Origin of the sequence: Nocardia vermiculata NBRC 100427 (assembly GCF_001613265.1) — a bacterium.
Taxonomy (GTDB): domain Bacteria; phylum Actinomycetota; class Actinomycetes; order Mycobacteriales; family Mycobacteriaceae; genus Nocardia; species Nocardia vermiculata.
Genome location: NZ_BDCA01000001.1, coordinates 599,906 through 612,954 on the forward strand (window position 1 = coordinate 599,906; position 13,049 = coordinate 612,954).

Genomic DNA, 13,049 nt, shown 5'->3' on the forward strand with positions numbered 1-13,049 from the left:
CGGGCGCCGGCTCGGAATCGGGTGCGGCGGCCGGAGTGGCCGGACCGAACAGGGCATCCGGTATCTGCCGTACCGGCCCCTCGGAGGCCCGGCGCAACTGTTCGTCGGACACCCGGCGCGCCGTGTCGTCCGGGTCGTCGCCGGCGGTGTGGGGGGTGGGTTCAGAGGACATCGGGCGCTACCTTGGCCGCCGCATTCCACACATCCAGCCGCCATCCGGGCTGGTCGATATCGGGACCGTGACTGCTCAGCTGTACCCAGCTGGTATTGGCCAGTCCACCGAGGATCGGCCATTTGTGCTCGGGCAGTTCCAGCAGCGCGGCGGTCAGCGCCGCGATCAGCCCACCGTGGGCAACCAGGATGACGGTGCGGCCGGGCCAGTCGGTGCGTTCGGCGTACAGCTCACGCACCACCGGCAGCGCCCGGGCACCGACCTCGAGTTTGCTCTCGCCGCCGGGCGGGGTCACCGTCGGATCGAGCCGCCACGCCTTACGTGCACCCGGGTACCGCGCATCCACCTCGAGGTGGTCGAGCCCTTCCCATTCCCCCAGACTCGTCTCGCGCAGCCGGGTATCGCGGACGACCTCGAGGCCGCTGCATTCGGACAGGGCCACCGCGGTGTCGTAGGCGCGCCGCAGGTCCGAGCTGACGATAGCTACCGCGTCCTGGGAAACGAGTTCGCGCGCAGCATCCTTGGCTTGCCGTCGACCGAGTTCGCTGAGCTCGGTATCGATCTGCCCCTGCATACGATCGGCGGCATTCCACTCGGTCTGCCCGTGCCGCAACAGAATCAGACGTCGCGCGTCGGGATACTTGCTCGCTCGCGAGCCCGCGCCTGCGCTATCGGTCACGCGGGGTCCTCGGAAGCCTCGGTGCCGGCTTCGGCAGTCGGCGCGGGCGCGGCGAGGCCCGGCACCTCCACCGGCGGGCAGTCCTTCCACAGCCGTTCCAGCGCATAGAAATTGCGTTCGTCGCTGTGCTGAATGTGCACCACCACATCGATGTAGTCGAGGAGCACCCAGCGGCCTTCCCGCGCCCCCTCGCGACGGACCGGCTTGTGCCCGGCCTCGCGCAGCTTCTCCTCGACATTGTCGACGATCGAGTTCACCTGCCGCTCGTTCGGCGCCGAGGCGATGACGAAGCAATCGGTGATCACCAGCTGATCCGAGACGTCCAGCACGACGACATCGGTCGCCAGCTTCTCGTCCGCGGCCAGGGCCGCGATCCGCGACATCTCCACCGCCTGTCCCGATGCAGTCATGTGCCCACCTTCCCGTTCCCTACCGGCACGTACAGGTGCCGCTTCGATATGTACTGCACGACGCCGTCGGGAACGAGGTACCACACCGGACGCCCCTCGGCGGCGCGGCGACGGCATTCGCTCGACGAGATCGCCAGGGCCGGGATCTCGATGACGGTGACCGCATCGGCCGGCTGATCCCGCAGGTGCGCCTCGAGATGGTCGACATTCAATTCGTACCCCGGACGGCTCACCCCGACGAACTTCGCCAGCTCGAACAGTTCCGCCCAATCCTGCCATGTGAGGATGCTGGCCAGCGCGTCCGCACCCGTGATGAAGTGCAAATCCGCGTCCGGATGCTGATTCTGCAGGTCACGCAGGGTATCGACGGTGTAGGTGGCCTTCTCCCGGTCGATGTCGGCGCGACTGACCGAGAACCGTGGATTGGACGCGGTGGCGATCACGGTCATCAGATACCGGTCCTCGGCCGCGGAGACCTGGCGCGCGGACTTCTGCCACGGCTGCCCGGTGGGTACGAAAATTACTTCGTCGAGGTCGAAACGGTTGGCGACCTCACTGGCGGCAACCAGGTGCCCGTGATGGATCGGATCGAACGTACCGCCCATCACGCCCAGTTTGCGCCGGCCTGTCTTGTGCACGAACGCCGACTTTACTGGTCCTGGCCCGGAAGGTCCTTTTCCCCGTCGACCCCGCCCTGTCGCCCGTCGCCCCTGCCCGGGTCACGGCGCTGTCCGTCACGATTCCGGCAACGGTCGGCAGCGGCGGCCAGATCCGCATGCAGCTCGGCCCAGCACGCGTCGCCGGCGATCAGATCCGCACCCGCACGATAGGCATTCGCCGCGTCCCGATGTCGAAGCCGCTCCTGCAGACAGCGGCCCAGCAATTCGTACAGCACGGCGATTTCCTCCGGCGGGTACGGCAGCGCACCACTGTGCAGCGCAGTAGCGAGCAGCTGCCCCGCCGAGGCACGGTCGCCGCCGCGGTACCGGATCCGAGCCGCGACCACGGTGTGGTGCGCGGCGTCCGCCGCGGAGATTCCCGCCCAGCTGCGGGCCGCGGCCAAGGCCGCGTCGACGAGGTCCTCCTCCCGGCCGGGCTGCTGGGCTACCGCCGTCACCACCAGGGAGCGAATCCGGGCACACTGCTCACGGTCCAGCATCTCCGCGCCTGTTCCCAAGACCTGCAGCAGAATCCGCTCGGTTTCGGCGGGCGCGGTCGCGAGCAGCGCGGTAGCCGACTCGATCAGCGCCTGTGCTCTCGCACCGGGCGCGTCGGACAGGTCGATACGCTGACGCGCCGCACGGACGCACGACTGGTCGGCGGGGATATCGTCAGCGAACTCCCCCGATGGGCTCGGCACCCGCGAATGATCCTGCTGCCGGCTTGGCAATCGCTTAACGAACGCTGATCACCGGTTACACCGGCAGCAACCTGCTCACCACCGCGGTCAACTGACGTGCCGAACGGCATTCGTGCATATCGATCACCCCGGCATAGCGGTCGGCGGCCGAATCGCCCGACCCCCACATCTTCTCCGCCTCCGGATTGAGCCAGTGCGCATGCTTGGCCACCTCGACCAGTCCGCTCAGCGTGTTCAGCGCCGGATCGCGGTAGTTGGTGCGGGCATCACCGAGGATCAGCAGCGAGGTGCGGCTGGTCACCGCGTCCGGCCAGTCCCGCGCGAAGCCTTGCAGTGCCGCACCGTAATCGGAGTGTCCCTCGAATCCGACGACCTGAGTTTCGGTGAAGATACGCCGGGTCACCTGGTCCAGCGGAGTGCTCTGATCGAACAGATGGGTCACCTCGTCCACCTGGTCGACGAACGCGAAGATCCGCACCCGGGAGAACTGCTCGCGCAGTGAATCCACCAGCAGCATGGTGAAACTGGAGAAGCCCGCCACCGAACCCGAGATATCGCACAGCAGGACCAGATCCGGGCGGCCCGGCCGGGGTTTGCGGCTCACCAGGTCGATCGGTACGCCGCCGGTCGACATGGACCGGCGCAGTGTCTTGCGCAGATCGATCTCGCCGCGCCGGGCACGTCGTCGGCGCGCGGCCAGCCGAGAGGCCAGCACCCGCGCCAGGCGCTGCGAGCTACGCCGTAGCTCGGCCAGTTCGTTCTCGGAGATGCGCAGGAAGTCGGCCTCCTCGGCCTGACGTTGCACACCGTATTTCGCGACCCGTTCGCGGCCCAGTCGTTCGGCGACCCGGCGCCGGGTTTCGGCCTCCACCGTGGCGCGGAACTCCTTCACCCGGGTACGGGCCGCGCGGCGCGCCACCTCGGTATCGAACTCGGAGTTGTCGACGCCGCCGGCCAGTCCCGCGAGAATCTTGCTGATCAGGACCTCGGGCTGCACATCCTTCAGCGTCTGATACGCCGAGAAGGAGGGCCCGTTCGCGGACTGGTACTGCCCCATCTGCTCGACCATCTGCGCGGCCAGGTTCTGCAACTGCCGCTGCTGTTCCTCGCCGGGTTCACCACCCAGCATCTCGGCCAGCAGCCGGCGCAGCTCGAACAGATCGATCTCGCCGTCGTCGCGGCGCGGCAACTCGATGTCCTCGGCACCGGACCGCTCGCCCAGCGCCGCCGGAAACCACAGTTCGAACAGCCCGTCGAAGGTGGCCCGCTGGGTGGGCCGCCGCAGCAGGGCGCAGGCCAGCCCTTCGCGCAGCATCTCGCGGTCCATCAGATCGACCACGGTGAGTACCTGGCCGGCATCCACGGTCTCCGACGGCCCCACCGGAATTCCTCTGGCTCGCAAGGCTTCCACGAAGCCGACCACATGTCCGGACAGGCCGTGCGGTGCGAGCTGTCCGGGCTCGGGCGCACCCGGCTGCGAGGCACCGGAGCCGCGTCCGCCGGCGCCGGTTCGCCGCGCCGAGGCGACCAGGTCGCGGGCGGTGACGCGCTTACCGGTCACGGCTCAGGCCAGTTTCAGTTCGGCCAGCGCGCGCTGGTGATCGCTCTGATGCTTGAGGACCACGCCCAGGGTCGCACGCACGGTGTTGTCGTCGAGATCGTGCATCCCCAGTGCCAGCAGGGTGCGCGCCCAGTCGATCGACTCCGCGACCGACGGCAGCTTCTTCAACGCCATCCCGCGCAGCACGTGCACGACCCGGACCAGCTGGGCGGCCACGGCAGGTTTCAGCTCCGGCACCCGGCTCGCCAGGATGCGACGTTCGAGTTCCTCGTCCGGGAAGTCGATATGCAGGTAGAGGCAGCGACGCTTGAGGGCCTCCGACAGCTCACGGGTGGCGTTGGAGGTCAACACCGCGAACGGGCGGCGGGTCGCGGTGATGGTGCCCAGTTCCGGGACGGTGACCGCGAAGTCGCTGAGCACCTCGAGCATCAGCCCCTCGATCTCGACATCGGCCTTGTCGGCCTCGTCGATGAGCAGCACCGTCGGTTCGGTGCGCCGGATCGCGGTCAGCAGCGGGCGTGACAGCAGGAACTCCTCGCTGAACACGTCGGCTTTCGTTTCGGCCCAGCCGTTGTCGCCACCGGCGGCACCGGTGGACTGGATGCGCAGGATCTGCTTGGCATGGTTCCACTCGTAGAGCGCGCGGGCCTCGTCGATGCCTTCGTAGCACTGCAGGCGGACCAGTTCGGCCCCGGCCACCTGGGCGACCGCGCGGGACAGTTCGGTTTTGCCGACCCCCGCCGGGCCCTCGATGAGCAGCGGCTTACCGAGTCGGTCGGCGAGGAACACCGAGGTCGCGGTCGCCTTGTCGGCCAGATAGCCGGTTGTCGCCAGCCGGTCCAGCACATCGTCGACCGATGCGAAGATCGGCTCGTGCACGGATTCCTGCACAGTTGCGGCCCTCCTTCGACGGGCCGGAACCGAGCACCCGCCCATATCGATGAACAACAGCGCAGCCCACCACAGGTATGCACCGTAAAGAACACGTGTTCACGACGGTACACACGCCTGCCCGTATCCGAGACACCGGTGGCGGCGGCAGTAGCGTCGCCACCGGTCTCGGGTCAGCTCGGGCGCACCTGCCCGTCACCCCAGACGATCCACTTGGTGGAGGTCAGCTCGGGCAGCGCCATCGGGCCGCGCGCGTGCAGTTTCTGGGTGGAGATACCGATCTCGGCGCCGAACCCGAACTGCTCGCCGTCGGTGAACGCCGTGGACGCGTTGACCATGACAGCGGCCGCGTCGACCCGGGCGGTGAATTCGCGCGCGGCGGACAGATCGGCAGTCACGATGGCCTCGGTGTGGCCGGTTCCCCACTCGTTGATGTGGTCGACCGCGGCATCGAGATCGTCGACGACCTTGAGCGCGATATCCAGCGACAGGTACTCCTGCGCCCAGTCGTCGGCGGTGGCCGGAACCAGGCCGGGCAGATCACCGTGCACGGTCACCTGCGCCTGTTCCAGCGCGCCGGTGAGCCGCGCGACCGCGGTCTCGGCGATGGCGCGGTCGATCAGCACCGTCTCCGCGGTATTGCACACGCTGGGGCGGCGGGTCTTGGAGTTCAGCAGGATGGATTCGGCCATGTCCAGGTCCGCACCCGCGTGGACATAGACGTGGCAGTTACCGGTGCCGGTTTCGATGGTCGGCACCAGCGCATCGCGCACGACCGCGTTGATCAGCCCGGCACCACCACGCGGAATGACCACATCCACCAGACCCCGCGCCCGGATCAGATGGGTGACACTCGACCGGTCTTCGCTGGGCAGCAACTGCACCGCGTCGGCCGGAATGTCCTGTGCTCGCAATGCATCCCGCATGACCTCGACCAACGCGGCATTGGAGTGCGCGGCCGAGGACGACCCGCGCAGCAGCGCGGCGTTCCCGGATTTCAGCGCCAGCCCGAAAGCGTCGACCGTGACATTGGGGCGCGCCTCGTACACCATGCCGACCACGCCGAGCGGCACCCGTACCTGCCGGATCTCGAGCCCGTTGGCCAGGGTGGAACCGCGCAGCACCACACCCACCGGGTCCGGCAGACCTGCGACCTGTCGCAGTCCGGAGGCGATGCCGTCGATCCGTGGCTGGGTCAACCGCAGCCGGTCCAGCAGCGATGCCTCGATACCCGCGGCCTCCGCGGCGGCGATGTCACGAGCATTGGCGGCCAGCACCGTATCCTTCGCTGCGAGCAGCGCGTCGGCCGCGGCATGCAGTGCCGCATCCTTGCGCGCGGTGGTCAGCTGAGCGAGCACCCGTGACGCCACCCGCGCCCGCCGCGCCGCCTCATGCACCGCCTCGCGCACGGTATCCACTTCGCCGACAGTTCCAGCAGTCATGGCCAACAGCCTACTGACCTGGCCTCCGGTGGGAAACGACGCATCGAATTCGGTCTCGCCTCATGTTTCGATGGACCGATGACCGCTGAAATTCGTAGGCCCACCGACACCGGAGTCGTCTCGGCGGAGCGGGAGATCGCCGCCCCGCCCGCCCGGATCTTCGAGCTGATCGCCGATCCGGCACGGCAGCCGCAGTGGGACGGCAACGACAATCTGGAACAGGCGCCGCGGGGGCAGCGGGTGCGGGGCACCGGTGCCGTGTTCACCATGACGATCACGACCGGCAGCGTGCGCGAGAACCACGTCGTGGAGTTCGACGAGGGACGACTGATCGCCTGGCGGCCGGCCGAGGAAGGCCGGCAGCCACCCGGACATCTGTGGCGGTGGGAACTGGAACCGATCGACGACCGGCGAACGCTGGTGCGCCATACCTACGACTGGTCCGCGCTCACCGAAGAGACCCGCCTGCCACGCGCCCGCGCCACCACGCCGGACAAGCTGCTCCGGTCCATCGATCGGCTGGCCACGGCGGCGGTGTCCGACGACGACTGAGCAGTGTTCTCGGCTACCCGGCGCTAGCGTGCGTAGGGTGCGTAGATGGCACGGATCGCAGTGGTGGGCAGCATCAATATGGATCTGGTGACGCGGACGCCGCGGCCACCGCTGCCCGGTGAAACCATCCTCGGCATCTCCTTCGACATGCTGCCCGGTGGTAAGGGCGCCAACCAGGCGATCGCGGCACGCCGCTCGGGCGCGCAGGTCGATTTCATCGGCGCCACCGGAACCGACGTCTTCGGCACGGAGTTGCGAAAGGTTCTCGAGGACAACGAGGTAGGTACCGCCGGGCTGCGCACGAGCGACGGGTCCAGCGGGGTGGCCTGCATCGTCGTCGACGATTCCGGGGAGAACTCGATCATCGTGGTCGGCGGATCGAACACCCGGCTCACCGCGCTCACCGATACCGACCGCGACATCATCGCCGAGGCCGATATCCTGCTCTGCCAGTTGGAGATTCCGGTGGACACCGTTGCCGAGGCGGCCCGGCATGCCCGCGCACACGACACCCTGGTGCTGCTCAATCCCTCACCCGCGCAGCCACTGTCCCCGCAGCTGTGGGAGCTGGTCGATATCGCCGTGGTCAACGAGGGGGAAGCCGAGCGACTGAGCGCGGAACTCGAAGGCGTCGACCACGTACTGACCACCCGCGGCGGCGCGGGCGCGACCTACCGGGGCCCGCGGGACAGTGTCACCCACCCGGGTGTGGCGGTCGAGGTGGTCGATACCACCGGCGCCGGGGATGCCTTCACGGGCGCGCTGGCCGCACGCTGGGACGAGGGCCCCGAGGCCGCCCTGGCATGGGCCTGTACCGCGGGCGCACTGGCCGTGACCACGCTCGGCGCGATCGCTGCCATCCCGGTCGCGTCCGAGATCCAGCGCATCGTCCACCTACTACGCAGACAACCGCCAGACCCGCTCACCGGGCAACTTTCGGTACGACATACGTAGTTCTACCGATTCGCCGACGGTGGGTATGCAGCCACTGTGACTGGTAACACACGTTTGAACCGACATATGCCTGATCGACATAGACCTACAGTGCATATGAGCTACCGGAGGTACCCATGACCGTCACCGTGCTGCCCGCCGCGGAACGCGCCACCACCGCCACGCACCACGCGTCGACGGACACCACGGTGCGGACCACCACTCATCGCACCGCTCAGGCTGCGCGCTCCGGCGCGACCCCCGTGTCGATGATCGAGCGGATGACGCTGATTCTCGACGCCTTCGACGTCACCACGCCCACCCTGACACTGCTGGAGATCGTCGAGCGGACCGGGCTGCCGCGTTCGACCGTGCACCGCATCCTGGACCAGATGATCCGGCTGCGCTGGCTGGCGCACTCCGCCGGTGGGTACCGACTGGGCATGCGCACCCTCGAACTGGGTGGCCTGACCGCCGACCACAACGAGATCCGCGACGAGGTGAGCCCGCTGCTGCACGAGTTGTCCCAGCGCACCGGGATGGTGGGACATCTCGCGGTGCTCGACGGTCGCGAGGTGGTGTACCTCGACAAGGCGGGGGGCCGGTTCGCCGCATCCCTGCCGACCCGGCTCGGTGGCCGGATGCCCGCGCACGCGACGGCGCTGGGCAAAGCGATGCTCGCGACGCTGGAGCCGCCCATAGCGGAGGCCGCCTTCCGTACCCGGATGCCGCGTCTGACCGCCCGCACCCTGTGCGAACCCGACGCGCTGCATCGCGAACTCGGTCAGATCCGCTTGCGTCAGGGGGTGGCCGTCGATCGCGAGGAGGCCGTGGCCGGTACCGCGTGCGTCGCGGCACCGCTGCGGGGACGCGGCACCCCTCCGGCCGCACTGTCGCTGACCGGGCGGGTCGACGGGATGAGCTTCGACCGGGTGGCCCGGGTCGTCCTCGAGGTCGCGCACGAGGTCGGCCGTGCCCTGGCGACCCCGCACCACTCCCGGCGGCGCTGAGCACTGTCCGGACGATCGAACGATAGAACTCGCACCATGGCACCTGGCACCGATCTGCCGACCACCTCGTGGGCCGTGCTCGGAATGCTGTCGCACACGGATGAACTGTCGGGTTACGACCTCAAGAAATGGGCCGACTGGAGTCTGCAATTCTTCTATTGGAGCCCGTCGTTCAGTCAGATCTACTCCGAACTCAAACGACTCGAGAAACACGGCTACGTCGTCTCCCGGACCGTGACCTCCGACGACGGGGTCCGCGGCAAACGGATGTACGCGATCACCGACACCGGCCGGGATGCGGTGGCGCACTGGGTCAATCATTCACCGGTCGAGGCACCGGTGCTCAAACACAGTGTGCTGCTGCGGGCCTGGCTCGGCCATCTCGCCGAACCGGACCGGCTGCGTGACATCCTCACCGAGCACATCGACTACGCCGAACAGATGCGCCGGCGTGCTGTCGCGGATGCCGCCACCACCGATGCCGCGGACTCCGACTCGGACCCGCAGTGGGCCTTTCCCAGCGCGGTACTGCGCTGGTGTGTGCGCCACTACGAGGCCGAGCGGCAACTCGCCGAGGATCTACTCACCGATCTGGAGATGCTGAACACACGAGGCAGACTGCCCCGCAGCCGCGAATCCCCACTGGCCCCGGTACCCCCCGAATGATCTACACGCGGCGGATCCGGGCCAGCCAGGCGGCGGTCTCGACGATGCTGTTGTCGGACACCTCCAGGTCGCGGGCCTCTTCCGCGACGAGTCCGGTGATCCGGCCACGGTAACGCGAGGGCTGCAGCTGCTCCAGTTTCCAGCCGTCCCCGAACGAGTCGCGGATGAGTTGATCGCTGATCCGCGGACCGATTCCGGGTTCGGAATCCGACAGCGCCAGCAGATGCACCAGCCCGCCGGGCGCGCACAGCGCATGCAGGGCCCGCACATAGGTGGCGCGGGTGTCGGGTTCATCGCGGAAGACATGGAACAGCGCGCTGTCGACGATCGTGTCGAACACGCCGAGTTCCGCGGCCGCGGCGGGGTCGGCGCCGAGCCGTACCGCGTCGACGACCTGGAAACGTGCGGTCGGCACTGCCTTGTCCGCCGCGTTGCGACGGGCGTACTCGACCGCACTCGGCGACAGGTCGACGCCCAGCACGTCGTACCCGCGGGCGGCCAGCGCGATGGTGTGCTCGCCGGCGCCGGCGCCGATATCGAGGACCCGGCCGCTGATGAGCCCCGCACTCTCGATCTCGAGGACGGCGGGCTGCGGCTCGCCGATCACCCAGGGCGCGGTGTCGTTGTCGTAGACGGTGTTCCAGAACTCTGTGGTCTGTGCCATGACACCAGCGTGCACCCTCAACTTCACTCGAGGTCAAGATCGGCGGAATTCCAGAATCTCACTGAGCGGAACCCTTCCTGGCGACCGCACAGTTCGCATATTTCTATTAGGCATAGCAGGAGGTGCACGATGTCCGGTGAATTCGATTCCATCCAGAAAGCACTCGACGCCCTGGCTGCCGGCCGCCCCGTGGTGGTGGTCGACGACGAGGACCGCGAGAACGAGGGCGACCTGGTGCTGGCCGCGGAATTCGCGACCGCGGAGACCATCGGCTTCCTGGTTCGCCACACCAGTGGCGTGTTGTGTGTGCCGATGCCCGGCGCCGATCTCGACCGCTTGTCACTGCCCCCGATGACCGCGGTCAACGAGGATCCGAAGGGGACCGCCTACACCGTCTCGGTCGATGCCGCCACGGGAATCAGCACCGGGATCTCGGCGGCCGATCGAGCCCGCACCATGCGGTTGCTGGCCGACCCCCGCACCGGCGCTGCCGACCTCACCCGCCCCGGGCACGTGTTCCCGCTGCGGGCACATCCGCGCGGCGTGCTGGGCCGGCCCGGTCACACCGAGGCCACCGTGGACCTGCTGCGCGCGGCCGGACTGCGCCCGGCCGGAGTCATCGCCGAGGTGGTCGCCGACGACGGATCGATGGCGCGGCTCCCGCAGCTGCGCACCTTTGCCCGGACCCACGCGCTGCCGATCATCTCCATCGCCGATCTCATCGAGCATCGCCGGCGCGGTGAGCACACCATCACCCGGCTCGCGCAGACCCGGCTGCCCACCCGCTACGGCGATTTCCGGGTGTTCGGCTACCAGGACGCCGGATCCGGCACCCAGCCGCCGGTCGAACACCTGGCGCTGGCGTACGGCGATCCGGCCGGCGTCGATGTGCTGGCCCGGCTGCATTCGGAATGCCTCACCGGCGATGCCTTCGGATCGCTGCGCTGCGACTGCGGCGAACAGCTCGACGCGTCACTGCGCGCGGTGGCCGCCGAGGGACGCGGTGTGGTTGTTTATCTGCGCGGTCAGGAAGGCCGTGGCATCGGGCTGCTGAACAAGTTGCGCGCCTACGAATTACAGGACGCCGGCGCCGACACCGTCGACGCGAATCTGCGCCTCGGCCTGCCGATCGACGCCCGCCGTTACGATGCGGGCGCACAGATCCTGACCGATCTGGGGGTGGAATCGGTGCGGTTGCTCAGCAACAACCCGGACAAGGAAGCCGGGCTGGCCGCGCACGGTATCGCCGTCACCCGGCGGATCCCGCTGCAGACCGACCCGACCGAGCACAACGTGCACTACCTGCGCACCAAGCGCGAGCGGATGCGGCATCAGCTGACCGGGCTCGACGCCGTCTCCGCCGCCGCGAACTAGAGCCGGTCCCCGGCGAGCCACCGCCGGGCCCGGGCGGCCGAGGCGCGCGACAACCACGCGTCCTGTACGACCTCCCGGAGCTCGTCGATGTCGAGTTCGCCGACGTGCGCGCCACGCAGCAGGACCGACTGGTGTCCGTCGAAATGGGCGGTGGTGAAGAAGGGCGAATCCGGATCCTGCACCAGCGCGAGTTTGTCCGATTCCGACGGCACCCAGAAGATGATCACGTCCGGATAGCGCTCGCCGGTATCGGGGTCCGTGGCGTCGCGACTCGGGGTGCGGAAGTAGACGAAGGATTTGCCGCCGACCTGGTAGATCGGGTTCCCCTGGGAGCCGTGCACCACGCTCACATGAGGCATCGCCGCGGCCAGCTGCGCCACGTCGTCGAGCCGCGCCCGCCGGGCCGCCCGCGCCACCGCTCAGTCCGCCAGCCGGGTGAGCAGCGCCCGGGTGCGCGCACCGGCCTCGCCGCCCACGAACGGCGCGGCGACGAACTCGGTGGCGCCGGCCGCGAACACCTTCTCGATGCGGGCCGCGACCTGTTCCTCGGTGCCGATGATCGCCAGATCCGCGGGCCCCTGCGCACCTTCGCGATCCATCATCGCCCGATACGACGGCAGCGCACCGTAATGGCCGAAGGCAGCAGCCGCCTTCTCCCGGCCCTCGTCCACATCGTCGGTGACCAACACCGGCAGGGCACAGACCACACGCGGGGCGGGACGGCCGGCTTCGGCTGCGGCCGCGTTGATGGTGGGCGCGATATGTTCGGCGACGGTGACCGGGCCCGTCATCCACAGCACGGTGCCGTCGGTGCGCCGCGCGGCCAACTGCAGCATGCGGGTGCCCATCGCCGCGACCAGCACCGGCACCCGGCCGGTCTCACCGGCGGTCAGGCCCAGATTCGCCGACAATGTCTCACCGCTGTAGGACACCGGCTCACCGTCGAGCAGCGGTCCCAGGATCGACAGGTACTCCTTCATGTGGCGGGCCGGGCGGCCGAAATCGTAGCCGAACATATTCTCGATCACGATCTGGTGCGACAGCCCGATACCGAGGGTGAGCCGGCCGGGGCCGACGGCCAGGGCGGTGGTCAGGGCCTGCTGGGCCAACGCACCGGGATGGCGCGGATAGGTCGGCACCACAGCGGTGCCGAGTTCGATATTCGGAACCCGGCTGCCCGCCACCGCGAGTGTGGTCAATGCGTCGAGGCCGAAAATATGTGACAACCAGGCTGATTCGAAGCCCTCGTCCGCGAATTGCTGCAGTTGGTCGGTGGCGCGTGCGAGCGCTCCCGGGCCGGTCTGTTCGCTGAGCATGATGCCGATCCGCATCGGG

Annotated in this window: 15 protein-coding genes; 5 read left to right on the forward strand and 10 right to left on the reverse strand. The window is 68.5% G+C overall.

What is annotated here, in order from left to right:
- Positions 1 to 161: 161 nt before the first annotated feature.
- The 7 genes from NV2_RS02810 to NV2_RS02840 all read right to left on the reverse strand — a co-directional run bounded on the left by NV2_RS02810 (position 162) and on the right by NV2_RS02840 (position 6,515).
- The gene (locus tag NV2_RS02810; RefSeq protein ID WP_067868567.1) at positions 162 to 851 is read right to left on the reverse strand and encodes a histidine phosphatase family protein; all 690 of its coding nucleotides are present in this window, start codon (positions 849 to 851) and stop codon (positions 162 to 164) included.
- Positions 848 to 1,261: a ribosome silencing factor gene (gene rsfS, locus NV2_RS02815; protein ID WP_067868571.1), complete on the reverse strand. Its 414-nt coding sequence runs from the start codon at positions 1,259 to 1,261 to the stop codon at positions 848 to 850. Before rsfS ends, NV2_RS02810 begins: the two co-directional genes overlap by 4 nt.
- Positions 1,258 to 1,899 carry a nicotinate-nucleotide adenylyltransferase gene (gene nadD / locus NV2_RS02820; protein WP_084473785.1) on the reverse strand — a complete coding sequence of 214 codons (642 nt, stop codon included), beginning with the start codon at positions 1,897 to 1,899 and terminating at the stop codon, positions 1,258 to 1,260. Before nadD ends, rsfS begins: the two co-directional genes overlap by 4 nt.
- A gap of 11 nt (positions 1,900 to 1,910) precedes the next feature.
- Positions 1,911 to 2,621 carry a hypothetical protein gene (locus NV2_RS02825; protein WP_067868577.1) on the reverse strand — a complete coding sequence of 237 codons (711 nt, stop codon included), beginning with the start codon at positions 2,619 to 2,621 and terminating at the stop codon, positions 1,911 to 1,913.
- A gap of 55 nt (positions 2,622 to 2,676) precedes the next feature.
- On the reverse strand, positions 2,677 to 4,044 hold the full coding sequence (locus NV2_RS02830; RefSeq protein WP_245662423.1) for a vWA domain-containing protein: 1,368 nt from the start codon (positions 4,042 to 4,044) through the stop codon (positions 2,677 to 2,679).
- 141 nt (positions 4,045 to 4,185) lie between these two features.
- Positions 4,186 to 5,118 carry an AAA family ATPase gene (locus NV2_RS02835; protein WP_247609854.1) on the reverse strand — a complete coding sequence of 311 codons (933 nt, stop codon included), beginning with the start codon at positions 5,116 to 5,118 and terminating at the stop codon, positions 4,186 to 4,188.
- A gap of 128 nt (positions 5,119 to 5,246) precedes the next feature.
- Positions 5,247 to 6,515: a glutamate-5-semialdehyde dehydrogenase gene (locus tag NV2_RS02840; protein ID WP_067868584.1), complete on the reverse strand. Its 1,269-nt coding sequence runs from the start codon at positions 6,513 to 6,515 to the stop codon at positions 5,247 to 5,249.
- Positions 6,516 to 6,593: 78 nt separating this feature from the next.
- Between NV2_RS02840 and NV2_RS02845 the strand changes: the two genes are divergently transcribed.
- The 4 genes from NV2_RS02845 to NV2_RS02860 all read left to right on the forward strand — a co-directional run bounded on the left by NV2_RS02845 (position 6,594) and on the right by NV2_RS02860 (position 9,676).
- Positions 6,594 to 7,067, forward strand: coding sequence for an SRPBCC family protein (locus NV2_RS02845; protein WP_067868587.1), 474 nt, complete (start codon positions 6,594 to 6,596; stop codon positions 7,065 to 7,067).
- 45 nt (positions 7,068 to 7,112) lie between these two features.
- Positions 7,113 to 8,021 carry a ribokinase gene (locus NV2_RS02850; RefSeq protein ID WP_084473786.1) on the forward strand — a complete coding sequence of 303 codons (909 nt, stop codon included), beginning with the start codon at positions 7,113 to 7,115 and terminating at the stop codon, positions 8,019 to 8,021.
- A 116-nt stretch (positions 8,022 to 8,137) separates the two neighbouring features.
- On the forward strand, positions 8,138 to 9,010 hold the full coding sequence (locus tag NV2_RS02855; protein ID WP_084473787.1) for an IclR family transcriptional regulator: 873 nt from the start codon (positions 8,138 to 8,140) through the stop codon (positions 9,008 to 9,010).
- 36 nt (positions 9,011 to 9,046) lie between these two features.
- Positions 9,047 to 9,676 carry a PadR family transcriptional regulator gene (locus tag NV2_RS02860; protein ID WP_067868597.1) on the forward strand — a complete coding sequence of 210 codons (630 nt, stop codon included), beginning with the start codon at positions 9,047 to 9,049 and terminating at the stop codon, positions 9,674 to 9,676.
- A 1-nt stretch (position 9,677) separates the two neighbouring features.
- On the opposite strand, the gene NV2_RS02865 is transcribed toward NV2_RS02860, so the two are convergent.
- Positions 9,678 to 10,340, reverse strand: coding sequence for a class I SAM-dependent methyltransferase (locus NV2_RS02865; RefSeq protein ID WP_067868600.1), 663 nt, complete (start codon positions 10,338 to 10,340; stop codon positions 9,678 to 9,680).
- Positions 10,341 to 10,469: 129 nt separating this feature from the next.
- Here NV2_RS02865 and NV2_RS02870 point away from each other — a divergent pair, with 129 nt between their 5' ends.
- Positions 10,470 to 11,714 (forward strand): bifunctional 3,4-dihydroxy-2-butanone-4-phosphate synthase/GTP cyclohydrolase II, encoded by a 1,245-nt coding sequence (locus tag NV2_RS02870; RefSeq protein ID WP_067868601.1) that lies wholly within the window; start codon positions 10,470 to 10,472, stop codon positions 11,712 to 11,714.
- Here the strand turns inward: NV2_RS02870 and NV2_RS02875 are convergent.
- Both NV2_RS02875 and NV2_RS02880 read right to left on the reverse strand, forming a co-directional pair.
- Positions 11,711 to 12,073, reverse strand: a complete 363-nt coding sequence (locus NV2_RS02875; RefSeq protein WP_067869318.1) for an MmcQ/YjbR family DNA-binding protein — start codon at positions 12,071 to 12,073, stop codon at positions 11,711 to 11,713. The genes NV2_RS02870 and NV2_RS02875 overlap by 4 nt on opposite strands.
- Positions 12,074 to 12,133: 60 nt before the next feature.
- Entirely contained in the window at positions 12,134 to 13,045 is a 912-nt protein-coding gene (locus NV2_RS02880; RefSeq protein ID WP_067868605.1) for an LLM class F420-dependent oxidoreductase, read from the reverse strand.
- Positions 13,046 to 13,049 lie beyond the last annotated feature (4 nt).